The sequence below is a fragment of the Gelatiniphilus marinus genome, assembly GCF_042684345.1.
GTDB lineage: Bacteria > Bacteroidota > Bacteroidia > Flavobacteriales > Flavobacteriaceae > Gelatiniphilus > Gelatiniphilus marinus.
Map to the genome: position 1 here is coordinate 171,777 of NZ_JBHULK010000006.1, position 14,947 is coordinate 186,723.

The 14,947-nt window shown below is 33.9% G+C and carries 12 protein-coding genes; 5 read left to right on the forward strand and 7 right to left on the reverse strand.

What is annotated here, in order from left to right:
- Window positions 1–73 precede the first annotated feature (73 nt).
- Together ybeY and ACFSQS_RS13695 are read right to left on the reverse strand one after the other, a co-directional pair.
- Window positions 74–484 (reverse strand): rRNA maturation RNase YbeY, encoded by a 411-nt coding sequence (ybeY, locus tag ACFSQS_RS13690; RefSeq protein ID WP_388020059.1) that lies wholly within the window; start codon window positions 482–484, stop codon window positions 74–76.
- Window positions 477–3,869 carry a hypothetical protein gene (locus ACFSQS_RS13695; RefSeq protein WP_388020062.1) on the reverse strand — a complete coding sequence of 1,131 codons (3,393 nt, stop codon included), beginning with the start codon at window positions 3,867–3,869 and terminating at the stop codon, window positions 477–479. Before ACFSQS_RS13695 ends, ybeY begins: the two co-directional genes overlap by 8 nt.
- 213 nt (window positions 3,870–4,082) lie before the next feature.
- On the opposite strand from ACFSQS_RS13695, the gene gltX reads away from it, so the two are divergent.
- Window positions 4,083–5,660, forward strand: a complete 1,578-nt coding sequence (gene gltX / locus ACFSQS_RS13700; protein WP_388020065.1) for a glutamate--tRNA ligase — start codon at window positions 4,083–4,085, stop codon at window positions 5,658–5,660.
- A 219-nt stretch (window positions 5,661–5,879) separates the two neighbouring features.
- Here gltX and ACFSQS_RS13705 read toward each other — a convergent pair whose 3' ends face one another.
- The 3 genes from ACFSQS_RS13705 to ACFSQS_RS13715 are packed head-to-tail and all read right to left on the reverse strand — an operon-like array spanning window position 5,880 to window position 9,454.
- Window positions 5,880–7,043 (reverse strand): glycosyltransferase family 4 protein, encoded by a 1,164-nt coding sequence (locus tag ACFSQS_RS13705; protein ID WP_388020068.1) that lies wholly within the window; start codon window positions 7,041–7,043, stop codon window positions 5,880–5,882.
- Window positions 7,044–8,138, reverse strand: coding sequence for a non-hydrolyzing UDP-N-acetylglucosamine 2-epimerase (gene wecB / locus ACFSQS_RS13710; RefSeq protein WP_388020071.1), 1,095 nt, complete (start codon window positions 8,136–8,138; stop codon window positions 7,044–7,046).
- Entirely contained in the window at window positions 8,135–9,454 is a 1,320-nt protein-coding gene (locus ACFSQS_RS13715) for a phenylacetate--CoA ligase family protein (RefSeq protein WP_388020074.1), read from the reverse strand. The genes wecB and ACFSQS_RS13715 overlap by 4 nt, the downstream gene beginning before the upstream one ends.
- 103 nt (window positions 9,455–9,557) lie before the next feature.
- On the opposite strand from ACFSQS_RS13715, the gene purD reads away from it, so the two are divergent.
- Window positions 9,558–10,841, forward strand: a complete 1,284-nt coding sequence (gene purD / locus ACFSQS_RS13720) for a phosphoribosylamine--glycine ligase (protein ID WP_388020077.1) — start codon at window positions 9,558–9,560, stop codon at window positions 10,839–10,841.
- Window positions 10,842–10,930: 89 nt separating this feature from the next.
- On the opposite strand, the gene ACFSQS_RS13725 is transcribed toward purD, so the two are convergent.
- Window positions 10,931–11,158 carry a DUF6341 family protein gene (locus ACFSQS_RS13725; RefSeq protein WP_388020080.1) on the reverse strand — a complete coding sequence of 76 codons (228 nt, stop codon included), beginning with the start codon at window positions 11,156–11,158 and terminating at the stop codon, window positions 10,931–10,933.
- 70 nt (window positions 11,159–11,228) lie between these two features.
- Between ACFSQS_RS13725 and ACFSQS_RS13730 the strand changes: the two genes are divergently transcribed.
- Complete coding sequence (locus tag ACFSQS_RS13730; protein WP_388020083.1) at window positions 11,229–12,152, forward strand: DUF6427 family protein; 924 nt, start codon at window positions 11,229–11,231, stop codon at window positions 12,150–12,152.
- Here ACFSQS_RS13730 and upp read toward each other — a convergent pair.
- Complete coding sequence (gene upp / locus ACFSQS_RS13735) at window positions 12,141–12,800, reverse strand: uracil phosphoribosyltransferase (protein WP_388020086.1); 660 nt, start codon at window positions 12,798–12,800, stop codon at window positions 12,141–12,143. The two genes, ACFSQS_RS13730 and upp, sit on opposite strands and share 12 nt — an antisense overlap.
- A gap of 77 nt (window positions 12,801–12,877) precedes the next feature.
- Here upp and ACFSQS_RS13740 point away from each other — a divergent pair, with 77 nt between their 5' ends.
- Window positions 12,878–13,486, forward strand: coding sequence for a DUF4254 domain-containing protein (locus tag ACFSQS_RS13740; RefSeq protein ID WP_388020089.1), 609 nt, complete (start codon window positions 12,878–12,880; stop codon window positions 13,484–13,486).
- 69 nt (window positions 13,487–13,555) lie between these two features.
- Window positions 13,556–14,578, forward strand: coding sequence for a glycosyltransferase family 9 protein (locus ACFSQS_RS13745; protein ID WP_388020092.1), 1,023 nt, complete (start codon window positions 13,556–13,558; stop codon window positions 14,576–14,578).
- Window positions 14,579–14,947: the final 369 nt, after the last annotated feature.

Sequence of the window (14,947 nt, forward strand, 5' to 3'; positions counted from 1 at the left end):
TGTAAATTTAAAACGTTCCACGTGGAACACCTTAATAATTTTGGTTTGCAAATATACGCTGAATTCTTAAATATTAAACCATTTGCATTAAGTAGTGGTTTTCTTTGTTGCGCATTTCATTGGCGTCCTCATCGGTTTTATCTTTGTAGCCACAGTAATGTAAAATACCGTGGATTATTACGCGATGTAATTCTTCTTCAAAAGGAGTATTAAAATCTTTAGCATTATCAGCTACCCGTTCAACGGAAATAAAAATATCGCCTTGTATAATTTTTCCGACTGAATAATCAAAGCTAATTATATCGGTTAAAGTATCGTGATTGAGGAATTCTACGTTAAGTTTATGAAGATAGGCATCATCGCAAAACACATAATTTATATCATCTTCTTTAAACCCTTCTGCGGAAATGGTTTGTGAAATCCATGAGGAAACGGCCTCTTCGTTTTCCAATAAAAAATCGGTTTCGTAATTAAAACTAATCATTTGTTTTTTTAAAGTACTCTTGAACTTTCTTTCTGTAAATTTGACGCAAAGGTAAGCTTTGTCTGTTCAATATTTCGGTAGTATTAAAATATTGTTTAGCCGATGGGATTTGATTGTTTGTATTATTGTCGAAATTATTTTTATTGGTTTCAGATTCTCGTTTATTGTCTTCGCCTTGCTGAAATGTAGCGTTCTCCATTTTTAATAATTGGTGTTTTAGTTCCATCATTTTTTGGAGGGTTTGATTTGTAAATCCTTTGTTTAATAAATCCAATTCCACTTCTTCCATTTTTTTTAATAAGGCCGCTCCATTTCCTTTATTACCTTTTCCTTCTTTTGCTAAACGCTCCTCTAAAGCTTTTCGTAATTGTTGTTGTTGCTGATAAATTTCATATAACTTGCCATTTAAATCTTCGTTTTCTCCTTGGCCTTCTCCACCGTTTTGATTGCCTTCATTTCCTTTTCCTTTATTGTTCCCGTCTTTCCCGTCTTTTCCTTTTTCTCCTTTTTTATCACCTTCGCCTTCTTTATCGCCCTTACCTTTTTCGGGTTTTTGCCCCTCTCCTTTTTTCATGCCCTCTTCCATCATTTTGTTGAGTTCTTCTTGGCTCATAATAATATCAGGCAATTGCATATCGCCCTGCCCGCCTTTGCCGGGAGACATGCTCATATTCTCTTGCATGTTATCTAAAACATCACTCAAAAAATCAGCCAAATTATTAGCTGCTGTAATAGTAAATTGTTGATTTGAAACCCCTTGGTATAATTGGTTTTCGGCCAAAAGACTAAGTGATTTGTCGATGTTATAAAACACCTCGGTAATTTCTTTATTTACGGTTTCTGATAGTTTTGGTTGGCGTAATGATAACGCGAATAAACTATCATCAACATGCTCAAAATGTTCTTTTAAGTGGTGTTGCTTTATTAAAAAGGACGCATAATTATTATGGTTTATTTCTATGCTCTTAAATTGATTCATTAACGCTTCTTGATCAAAAGAAAAAAGGACTAAATTGTCGAGAATTTGCCGCAACGTTTCAACATCTTCTTGCATTTGGTTAGATTCTCCACCACTCATCATCGAGCTTTGCATTTTTTGGCTCATTTTCTTCATTTTTTGAGCGGCTTTCTTTTGGCTTTTTTGTGCGCTATTTTTGTTTTTTGGTGTTTTTTGATTCTCGTTTTTTTCTAATTCTTCAGTTGCTTTTTGCTGTTCATCATCCACTTCTTTTTCATCTAATTTATCTCGTGGAATAGCAATTGGCTTTTTTAATGCTTTACTATCTTTTTCAAGTTGATCTATTTCTTTTTTAAAATCTTGAAATTCTTTATTTAATTCGTCTTGTTTTTCTTTGGTGTTTTCTTCATCTTTTTTGTTTGATAATTGGTCTTGCTCTTCAGCTAAATTTTCTAGATCGCTTCTGAGCTTTTCCAATTTCTTTTCAACATAAAACCGTTTGGTTAATTCTATTAATTGTTGGAGGCTTCTTTTTTTGTTTTTGTTCTGTTTTGCTAATTCTTCTAATTTTTGTGTTAGCTCTTCTTTATTAATTATTTCCTGGAGCTTTTTTAATTCCTCTAAAAGTTTCTCATCTTTTTTAAGCTGCTCTTCATTTTCATCTAATCGCTTTTTTAAATCTTCTTTAAAGACATCTTCTTTTATATTTTCCTTTTGAAAATTCTCTAAGTTCTCTTTTAGCTTTTTGTTGAAATTTTTCATCATTTCGTCTTGTTGTTTCTGACGTTTTAAAAATGATTCTAATTTCTTTTTATCGTTAAAATTTAAACTCGATTTTTCCTTTTGGGTTTTAGATAATTCTTGAAGTTTTTTATCTTGTTCCTCAAACTTTTCTAAAGATTTGTTTAAGTCTTTTATCGTTTCGTTTTGTTCTTTTAATTGTTTTTGCTCCTCTTCTTCATTAGTGCGTTTTCTATAAGTAAACACATTGCTTTTGGTGCGCTTATATTTGTTAACTACATCATTATCAAATACTTGAAAATATAATTCGTAAGTAATTCCTGCTTCAATGTTCAAATTATTTGGAAATGCTGTAATAAACTCATCTATATTTGAATTGGAAATTGGAATGTTATCTATTTGTTTTTTTGATTCATCATTTACAGGGTAATATACCATTTGCAGTTTGCTAATTCCGTAATCATCGCTTATTTGCCCGTAAAAATAAAGCGTTTGTAAATCTAAGCTGTCCACCTGCATTTTAAGGTTTAGCTCTGGATATTCGTCTTTAACCACATCAATTCTAAAAGCCAGATTTTCAAAGTTTTTAAGGTTGGCGTTGCTGGTACTAAGGCTATAATCAAAATGGTTAAAGATGCGTTTAGATAATTGGTAATTATTCAATTTATCAGAAGAAAAATCTAGCGTGTCTTTGGCATACAAATGTACATTATCGGTCGATTTTGTTTTTAGCTGCCACGTTACATTTGTGCCTTCTGGAACAATGGCATTTCCCGTGCTTTTTAAAACAGCTTTCTTCTTTTTGGTGTGCTTCGGATAATCTAAAACCATCTCGAAGCTCAATAAAGAAGGCGTTTCAACAACGTTTAAAGTATAAGTTTTTGATGTTACGCCGTTTGCGTTTAAAGTAAATTCTATATTGGTTTTGGGCTGTGTAAAGACATACTCGAACTCGCTAATGCCATTTTTATTTAAAAAATAGGTTTCGCTGTTATAATTTATTTGCGCGCTTTCTGGAGTGAGCTCGCCTGCGGTTGTAACCTGTAATTTAAAATCTTTGTTTTCAATGGCATTTAAGTTACTATTAACCACAAAAAACTCAAACGGAGCAGGCGGTTGGTATGCAATTTTGTAATTTGTTACACGCTCGTAACTATCGCTAAACCAATTAGATTTTCCTGTTAAAAACGTTATTAAAATGATTAAAACAGGAATGGCGGCATACTTTAAATAGCTAAGGTTGTTTTTAAAATTTACAGCTAATTTAAACGGAACAGGCTTTAGTTCTATAGATTTTTGTTCGATACTTGCCAACAACAATTCCGATTGCGAAGGGTTTTGTTTTAACTGAAGTACATTAAGCAATTTATCGTTAACCTCAGGAAAATGCTGCCCTATAATTTTTGAGGCATCTGCATAATCAATGCCTTTTTTAAGCTTAAATAATTTAGCCAGCGGCAGCGCCACAAACTTAACAAGTAAAACCACTTCAACAAAAACAAACAACCAAAACAAAATGGTTCGCGCCAAAGGTTTTAACCATAAAACATACTCGATAAACAGCGTAAACAAAAAGTAAAGCAAGCCAATGGCAAAAAACAAAATCGTGCCTTTTATTAAATCGTTAATGTAATACCTGGCAATAAATTGCTCTAATTTGGTTTGTATGGTTTTAAAATTGCTCATATTTAAACAGATTTCCGCTTTCATTTCTACATGCTCAATACAACGCGGGGAAATGAAAAAAAACTGAATTAATAGACTAAACTACAATTTTATTTTTTACGACATTTATAATTAAGTGTTAATTAAGTTTTTGGTTTAATAAAAATAAAAAACTTCGGCCTTCTAGCTTCGGTCTTCTGTCTTAATACATATCTTTGCCAAAAATAACAAAACATGACCAAAAACGTTCGTGTGCGTTTTGCACCAAGTCCTACCGGACCTTTACATATTGGAGGCGTTAGAACCGCACTTTTTAACTATTTATTCGCTAAAAAACACAACGGAACTTTTATTTTAAGAATAGAAGATACCGACCAAAACCGCTATGTTGAAGGCGCAGAACAGTATATTATTGATGCCTTAAATTGGTGCAATATGCCTTTTGATGAAGGCCCAAACAAGAATGAAAAATTTGGTCCGTACCGCCAAAGCGAGCGTAAACATTTGTACAAAAAATATGCCGATGAGTTGATTGCTTCGGGCAACGCCTATTACGCTTTCGATACTGCCGAAGCATTGGATTTTCACAGAAAAGACCACGAAGCCAAAGGCAAAACCTTTATTTACAATTGGCACAACCGGCTTAAATTAAGTAATTCTTTATCGCTTAGCGCGGAAGAAGTTAAAGCTAAAATTGAGGCTGGCGACGATTATGTGATTCGATTTAAATCGCCACAAGATAAAACCCTGCATTTAAAAGATATAATTCGGGGTGATATTAAAATCGATACCAATATTTTAGATGATAAAGTGTTGTTTAAAAGCGATGGCATGCCCACTTACCATTTAGCAAATATTGTGGACGACCATTTAATGGAAATCTCGCACGTAATACGTGGCGAAGAGTGGTTGCCCAGTTTAGCATTGCACTATCAATTATACAAAGCATTTGGTTGGCAAACTCCAGAATTTGCGCATTTACCGCTTATTTTAAAACCCACGGGCAAAGGCAAACTAAGCAAACGCGATGGCGATAAATTGGGCTTTCCGGTATTTCCTTTACAATGGACAGACCCTAAAACCAATGAAATCTCTAGAGGATACAAAGAAGATGGCTATTTCCCTGAAGCCATGGTTAACTTTTTGGCCTTTTTAGGTTGGAATCCAGGAACCGAACAAGAGATTTTTTCTTTAAATGAATTGATAGAAGCCTTCGATTTAAAAAAGGTAAATAAATCCGGGGCACGTTTTGATCCGGATAAAACAAAATGGTTTAATCACCATTATATGCAAGAGCAAAGTAATGATGGTTTGGCTGAATTGTTTTTGCCGATTATAAATGAAAAACTAAATGTCGTTCAGAGCGAAAGCGAAGAATCTCATCTTGAGATTTCTCGACAAGCTCAAAATAACAACCATATTGATGTTAATTACGTGGCTATGGTTATTGGACTTATAAAAGAACGAGCCACATTTGTTTCAGATTTTTGGGCGTTGAGTCATTTCTTCTTTAGAGCTCCAACAGCTTACGATGAGAAAGCATCAAAAAAAGCCTTTAAAGATGGCACAAAAGCTATTTTGGAAGAAGTTATTACAATAGTAAACAACATTGAAGATTTTACCGTAGAAAACCTTCAAACCGAAATAAAAGGCTGGATAACAAATAGCGAAATTGGTTTTGGAAGCGTAATGATGCCACTGCGCTTAGCTTTGGTTGGAGCTTTACAAGGTCCCGATGTGTTCGATATTATATTTATGGTTGGTAAAGCCGAAACGCTTAAACGTATTGAAAACGTGATTAGCACACTATAATTGGTTAGATAATCGATTTAAAAATAATTGTATTAATATAGCGTAACGTTGTACTGAGCGCGTTTTGGCGTCTCATAATTATTTAACATACTGTTATTTGCTTAATGTAGCCCTTAAACAAGTTTAGGGTAACGATTTAATTATGTTACATTACGATCAATAATAAAAAATTAATGTTCAAACCTTTTTTAATACCTTAAGAGGAGAGGGAAAAGCCTGTTAAATTTTCTCAATCAAATTGCTTAGCTGCGTGTTAAAGTCAAAATTTTTAAGAGCTGTTTCCTTTATTTTTTGTTTTAATTCTATATCCATTTCAAACGGTTTAATCTTAGCAATTACCTTATTCAAATCATTATAATTACCAGCTGTTGCAATCCAACCTAAGGCATTTGCCTTAATAATGCTTTCGCCCTCGCCACCTCCAAAATAAATTATGGGCAAGCCTAATCGTGCATATTCAAATATTTTTGAGGGTACAGAGCCATAAATCCTATTTAATAAAGGAATAACAGTTACGTCATATTGCAATAATGCGCTATGCAACTCTTCTCTAGTTATTTCACCGTGGTAAAAAACAGGTAAGTTTGGGTTGTTCTTTACAAAGCTTATAATCTTATACTGTTCTGCCCCATTACCATAAATATGAAACTCAATATTGGTATAATCCAAATGTTGCAAAAGCTTATAAATACCTTGGGCTACACCCAGCAAACCCGCATATACAATGGTTAGTTTTTTTTTTGATTTTATTTTATGAATAATTTCAAGCGGTTTAAAATCTGGGTAATTTCGATACAAAAAGGTGTTTTTCTTTGGGAAAAAAGATTTTACATGTGTAATAATTTCTTCGCTTTGCCCTAAAATTAAATCTGCATTTTTATAATTGAATCGTTCAATACGTTCAAGGATTTTATAACTGAAATTCTTTTTTAAGGCACCCAGTTCCAAGCCTGCAATGGGCCACAAATCGCTTACATTTAAAATAAGCTTGCGTTGTTTTGATCGTAAAAAAAAGACGGCTGTATATGCTACTATTAATGGCGGCGATTGAATAATTACGGTTTTCGGGATTTTATTCCACGTAAAAACCCAAATTAAACTAAAACTGTAAGAGAGCATTGCAAACAAACGCAATAATTTATTTTTTGAGTTGCTGGCGTAAATCCATAATCTAAAAATGTTAATGCCTTTTTCGGTTGTAATGTGTTTAAACTTACCTTTGTAACCGGTAAATATTGCCCCGGTCGGATAATTGGGCAAAGGCGTAATTACAGATACGTTAAAGTTGTGCTTTTTAAGCCCATTAGCTAAATGAAAAATTCTATTGGATGCCGCACCGGTTTCTGGAGGGTAATAGCTAGTTATTATTAGGATATCCTTCATTTATAGCTTATATATTTCAACCAAATGATTAACAATTCGTTCGGCAGCTTTTCCATCCCAAAGTTGTGGAATATTACTTTGTTTCCAGTTACCGGAAAGCAAATCCTCAAAAGCAGCTTCAATTTTAAAAGTATCGTTTCCAACTAAAACATTTGTTCCTAGCTCACAAGTTTCTGGGCGTTCGGTAGAATCCCTAAGCGTTATACAGGGTACATTCATAACCGTGGTTTCTTCGGTAATCCCACCAGAATCTGTTAAAACACCAAATGCGTTTTTTACCAAATAATTAAACTCTAAATAACCCAAAGGTTCTATATAGTGCAGGTTTTCAAAGTTCAGCTTAAGCCCTTGTAATAATTTTTTTGTTCTAGGATGCACAGGGAAAATAATAGAAAAATCTTTCCCTAAAGTTGCAATTTGTGTAATTAGGTTTTTTAACTGAGATGCTTCATCGACATTATTTGGCCTATGCAGTGTCATCACTAAATAATGCTTTTTCTTTAAGTTTAAATCTTTCCAAATTAAAGGTTTTTTTAGCCTGTTTTCGTTTTTGAGTAAGGTATCAATCATCACGTTTCCAACGAAAAAAATATTGTTTTCCATCACGCCCAACCGCTTCAAGTTGTTATTTGCGTATGTTGAGGTTGTAAAAAAATAATCGGTTAAGCTATCGGTTACTATCCTATTTATTTCTTCGGGCATTTTCATGTCTCCAGACCGGATACCGGCCTCAACATGTGCCACTTTTATACTTGCTTTTTTGGCTACAATGGTACACGCCATGGTTGAGGTAACATCGCCAACCACCATTACCAAATCGCATGGGTGTTGTTGCAATTCCCTTTCAAAGCCAACCATAATAGCCGCTGTTTGTTGGGCTTGCGTTCCACTTTTTACCTCTAAATTTGAATCTGGAAAAGGAATATTTAATTCCTCAAAAAAAGTAGCGCTTAAATTTTTATCGTAATGCTGCCCGGTATGTACTAATCTATATTTAATATTGAACCCTTGAGTGTTTTTCTGTTTTATGGTTTCTATTATGGGCGCTATTTTCATAAAATTTGGGCGCGCACCAGCTACTATTGTCATGTTCATTGGCTTTTTGGTATTAAGGATGAAAACTGTTTAAGCTTACCACTTTTTGAGCGTTTTAAATGCGTTTGTTTTTCGAATATGAGATGTAATCCTTTTTCAAGATAACGCTCCATTTCAGTTTTAATTACGGCTTCTTTTTCTTTTGAAAAGGGCTTATCGCTCGCATAAATAATTTTAAACGTATCGAGTTTTTGTTGTTCTATTATAAACTCTTTTACATGTGCATCGCCTTCAATAATGCTTTTGGTAATATAGTAAAAAGTAAGTCCCGCCACTTTTTTTCTACTGGGTAAAATAGCCATATCATTGGTTCTGCCCACCAGTTTTTCGAGAATGGGTCTATTAAGGGTGCTTTTTTTGGAAAATGCGCCAATATCGCCAATATCATAACGTATAAACGGTTGCGATTTGTTGTAAAGCGACGTGATTACCAAACGGCCTTCTTCGCCTAGTGGCAATACATTATTATGCTCGTCTAAAATTTCTACAAAAAGCGTTTCACTATTTACCTGCCATTGTTTTTTTGGGTTTTCAAAGGCAATTAAATCCAATTCAGATGCACCGTATTCGTTAACAACAGGCACTCCAAATTGGGTTTCCATAAGTTGTTTATCACCATCAAAAAGCATTTCAGAGGTTACAATACAAACTTTTAAGGATTTACAAACGCTATTTAAAACCATGTTTTTACGTTGTAAGAATCTTGCGAACTGTACAATGGGGCTGGTATAGCCATTAATATACATAATGGGTTTCGATTTAAAAACCGACAACCATTTCTGTAAAGCGGTATCGCTTAAATCGAACACGTTAAATCGAGTTCTGTTGCTTATAAAATCTTTTAGTTTTTCTGTATAAAACCCTTTTTTATCTAACGGTATTCCATAAAACCGAGCTTGTTTCGATCTGTTAAAATCAATATTGTACCAACCAAACCTGTCTTGAATAACAGCCCAGGTTAATGCATGGCAAAACTTATCTTTTGAAAAAACAAAAGGTGTTCCCGAAGCTCCAGAGGTTTTATCTATATAAATATTCGTTTTAGAAAAACCATCGGTTAAAAGCGTTTGCAAAGGTTGCTGCAAATCCTGTTTGGTCATCACAGGAATACTATTCCAATCTAATGGATTAATGTCCTTTGCAAACGTTTTATAAAACGAATTGTGTTTTAAATGATAAGCAACAATGTCTTGTTTTTTAGTTTTCAGATAATCTCTAAAGGCATTATCATCTTTATTTTGAATAGATTCTAAATGATTTTTAGCTTCCTTTATGGGAAAGCCTTTTAATTTTAACGAAAGATCAAATAATTTCAAAATAAAAATAATTTTTGTAAAGTAAATAAAAAAAAGTCGTGTCCCGAAGTGTCGGGAGTGGTAATTAGTTTTATTTTTACGCATTATAAAAAACCACAGCACAATGAATATTTTAGTATTAGGTTCTGGCGGAAGAGAACACACTTTTGCTTGGAAAATAGCCCAAAGCCCTTTATGTAAAAACCTATACGTTGCTCCAGGAAATTCTGGAACAGCTCAAATAGCAACCAATGTAAATATTGGCGTAACCGATTTTAAAGCTATTAAAACCCTTGTTTTAAATGAAAATATAGATATGGTTGTGGTTGGGCCTGAAGACCCCTTGGTAAAAGGCGTGCACGATTTCTTTTTAAATGAAGATAGTTTAAAACACGTTTCGGTTATTGGGCCACAACAAAAAGCTGCCGAATTAGAAGGTAGTAAAGAATTTGCCAAAGAATTCATGTTTCGCCATAACATTCCTACGGCGGCATACCAGAGTTTTACAAAACAATCTGTTGAAAAAGGCTATGCGTTTTTAGAAACCTTAAACCCGCCTTACGTTTTAAAAGCAGATGGATTAGCAGCCGGTAAAGGTGTTGTTATTTTAAACGATTTAAACGAAGCCAAAGCCGAATTAAAAAGCATGCTGGTTGATGCTAAATTTGGTGAAGCCAGTACAAAAGTGGTTATTGAAGAGTTTTTAGACGGCATAGAGTTAAGTTGTTTTGTATTAACCGATGGCAAAAACTATAAAATTTTACCAACTGCCAAAGATTATAAACGCATTGGCGAAGGCGATACGGGTTTAAATACTGGCGGCATGGGAGCAGTTTCTCCAGTGCCATTTGCAACCGATGAATTTCTTAATAAAATAGAAGAACGCATTGTAAAACCAACTATAAATGGTTTTAAAAAAGATGATTTGCCGTATGTTGGTTTTGTGTTTATTGGATTGATAAAAGTGGGCGGCGACCCCAAAGTGATTGAATATAATGTTAGAATGGGCGACCCTGAAACCGAAGTGGTATTACCGCGTTTAAAGACTGATTTTGTTGAAATACTAAAGGCCATGGCTAACCAAACTTTAGATAAAATTAATATTGAAATAGACGAGCGTGCCGCAACAACCATCATGTTGGTATCTGGTGGATATCCTGAAGCTTACGAAAAAGGGAAGGAAATTTTTGGTGTTGAAACCATTACCGAATCTATACCCTTTCATGCTGGCGCAAAATTGCAAGATGGTAAAATAATAACCTCTGGCGGACGCGTAATGGCAATAACATCATACGGAGGCACCTATAAAGAAGCTATTAAAAAATCTTACCAAAGTATAGAAAAACTATGTTTTGATAAAATGAACTACCGAAAAGATATTGGTTTCGATTTAAGCGAATCTGATTAAAAAATCTAAACAAAAAATTAAAATACCGTGTATTTTTATCTTGGAATATAAATACTATCCCATTTAAGTAAAATAATAAGGTAAATGGTTTACAAATAAGAATGCGAAGAAATGCTTTTGTCTTCTTCGTTGTTATCATTAAAAACCTTAAGCTGCTTTAACCAATACAATAAGGCAACAAAACAAATTAAGGTAAAAATCCAAGACACTGTATTTGCTAACCACCAGTTTTCTAATTCTAACTCTGCTAAAAAATCAAATGGTACAAAAAGAACGTTAACAAACAAGTCTTGAATGGCGTAAAAGAAATCTTTCATCTGTGTTATAATATTTTCTAACCGAACATTTAGTTACTATATTTACGTAGCTAAAATACAAAAACAGTTAATGATTACAAGTATTTTTAATAAATCTAAGCCAATAAATTTCACTATTGTTTTTTTTACGGTGCTTTTAGCTTTTGCAGTGCTTAACATAAGGCATGTTGAAAACCCATTTACAACTTCTGTTTTTTTAAAACAAACCCTTCTGTTTTTTGTTTGTTATATTTCTATTTTTGTACTTAACTTTATTGTAGATAAAAACAATTTATCCCAAAAAAGCAATTACGAAGTTGTATTGTATAGCTTGTTTTTATTGGCACTTCCGCAAACCGTAAACAACCCCGATATTATTTATGCCAACTTTTTTGTGCTGTTGGGTTATAGGCGTATTATTAGTTTGCGTTCTCAAATAAACGTAAAGAAAAAATTATTCGATGCTGCTTTCTGGATTGCCATCGCCACATTGTTTTACTTTTGGTCTGTTTTGTTTTTTTTATTAATTATAATTACGCTGCTTTTATATACCGATAACAATATAAAACATTGGCTAATTCCGTTTACCGGATTATTAACCGTTTTTTTAATTTCAATTAGTGCTTCAATAATTTACTACGGTAGTTTTTTTGGCGTTTTTAAAAGTTTGCCAGAGCTTAGTTACAATTTTAACGCTTATAATTCAACCCCATATATTATTATAATTACCATGCTTTTTTCTTTTGGGTTATGGGCTGGTATTTTCTATTTAAATAACATAAAACAAAAAAAGAAAGCGTTTAGGCCATCGTTTTACGTGGTGCTATTTGCTGTACTTATCGCGTTTTTAATTATAGTTTTTGCACCAAATAAAAACGGTAGTGAGTTCTTGTTTTTATTTGCGCCTTTAGCCGTTATACTGGCCAATTACATTGAAATAATCCAAGAAAAATGGTTTAAAGAGCTGTTTTTTGCAGTTATAATTTTAGTACCTTTTGTTATTTTACTGCTGTAGTTTTTTGCCAAAAGCCAAATCGCCAGCATCTCCAAGCCCAGGTACAATATAACCTTTGCTATTTAAGGTGTCGTCTATGGTGGCAATCCATAAATGGGTATTTTTACAAAAGTTGTTTTTAACATAATCTACACCGTCATTGGCACCAATAACACTAACCAAATGCACGTCTTTAGGTTTGCCAAAAGGCTTTAAAGCTTCAAAAGTCGCCACCATAGATTGTCCTGTTGCCAGCATGGGGTCGGCTAGAATTAGTGTTTTATTTTCCAAGTCTGGACAAGCTAAATACTCTACGATAATTTCAAAATTTTCAGGATTTTCTTTGTGGTGTCTGTATGCCGAAATAAAAGCATTTTCAGCCTTATCAAAATAATTAAGCAAGCCATTGTGCAAAGGAACACCAGCTCTTAAAATAGAACATAAAACAATGTCGTTTTCCATCAAATCCATAGTGCAATGTGCTAAAGGGGTTTTAACGGTAGAGGTTTTATAACTCAGGGATTTGCTAATTTCGTAAGCTAAAATGGCACCAATACGTTCAATATTTCGCCTAAAACGCATGCGGTCTTTTTGAATACCAAGGTCTCGCATTTCAGAAATAAAAGTGTTTAAAACAGAGTTTTGAAGAGATAAATTATGAATGTACATCTTGGTTTTTTTTGCCGTTTTGAAATAGTAAAGTTAATTATTTAGAACTATATTTACATTTTTAAAATCAACTCATTATGTTTACAAGTAAAGCCAATAAAATTTTTCAGGACGTTATAGAAAAATACCACATTATCAATACGGTTGATCAACCTTTTAAAAACCCTTACAACAAAGATTCTCATTTAATAGAGCATTTACTGTACAGAAAATGTTGGATTGATACCGTGCAATGGCATTACGAAGACATTATTCGCGACCCACAAATAAATCCTGTTGCGGCTTTAACTTTAAAACGACAAATTGATGCATCAAATCAAGATAGAACCGATATGGTGGAATATATAGACAGCTATTTTCTTGAAAAATACAAAGATGTTACCGTAAAAAGCAACGCTAACATTAACACCGAAAGTCCTGCTTGGGGCATAGACAGATTGTCTATTTTAGCCTTAAAAGTCTATCACATGAACGAGGAAGCTACACGTAATGACGCTTCCGCGGAACACAAAGCAGCATGCCAAAAAAAGCTGGATGTTTTATTAGAACAACGTGTAGATTTATCTACGGCTATTGATACGCTGTTAAGCGATATTGAAAACGGCGATAAATACATGAAAGTTTACAAGCAAATGAAGATGTATAATGATGATGAGCTAAACCCTGTATTGAGAAGTCAGAAATAAGAAGTGGGCAGTTAAATTGAAATTGTACTGTCAGTCTGAGCTTGTCGAAGACTTTTCAATTGAAATAAAATGACAAACTCACAAAAACACATCCTAGTAATTCGTCTCTCCGCAATAGGCGATGTTGCTATGGTTGTTCCCGTATTACAAGCTTTAACACAGCAATATCCAGAAGTAAAAATAACTGTTTTAACCAGAGTTTTTTTTAATCCTTTTTTTAGGAATTTAAAGAATGTATCGGTATTTGAAGCCGATGTTAAAGGTAAGCACAAAGGCGTTTTCGGACTTTATAAATTAGCACGACAGCTCAATAAAAACAATCGTTTTTATGCCATTGCCGATTTGCATAGTGTTTTAAGAAGCAAAGTTTTAAAAAAGTTTATACGATGCAAACGCTTTGTTTCTATTGATAAAGGCAGAAAAGAAAAACGACTTTTAACCACAGGAAAACTTTTTAAACAACTAAAAAAAACGCACCAACGCTATGCAGATGTGTTTGATGCCTTAGGTTTCCCTTTAGATTTAACACAGCCTACTTTTCCTAAAAAGGTAACTTTAAATGAAAAACTACTATTGATTTTAGGCGAAGATTCTAAAAAACGAATTGGCATTGCTCCTTTTGCAGCACATGAAAGTAAAATGTATCCTTTAGATTTGATGGAACGAGTTATTAAAACGCTATCAAAAGATTATAAAGTGATTCTTTTTGGAGGAGGAAAAAAGGAAACGGAAATCCTGGATTCCTTTCAAAATAAATATAAAAACGTTATCAATCTGGCCGGTAAACTGTCTTTAAACGAAGAATTAGATGTTATTTCAAATCTAGACCTCATGCTGTCTATGGATTCAGGAAATGCGCATTTAGCTGCTATGCTAGGTATAAAAGTCGTTACAGTTTGGGGAGTTACTCATCCTTATGCTGGTTTTGCGCCTTTTAACCAACCAGATGATAACTGTTTGCTGGCAGACAGAAACCAATACCCAAAAATCCCAACTTCGGTTTATGGTAACAAATTTCCTGAAGGCTATAAACAAGCAGCAGGAAGTATTGCTCCAGAAACAATCATAAATAAAATAGGGTCTATTCTATAACGCCATTAGGAGCTATCAGACTGAGCTCGCCTGCACTGAGCTTAGTCGAAGTGTCGAAGTCAAAGCGACGAAGTAATCTGTTGAATGCAATTTCACTACAAACAGACTGCCACGTCCTACGTCCTCGCAGTGACGTCATTACGAGTGAGGCACGAACGAAGTAATCTCATGAATAAAAGAAAAAGATTGCTTAACCCGAAAGGATTCGCAATGACGAAGTAATCTGTAAAATAAAAGAATAAGACTGTCACTTCCTAAGTCCTCGCAGTGACGTCATTAATGAGCTGTTAGACTGAGCTCGCCTGCACTGAGCGTAGTCGAAGTGTCGAAGTCAAAGCGAAGTAATCTCATCAATAAATCAACATAATT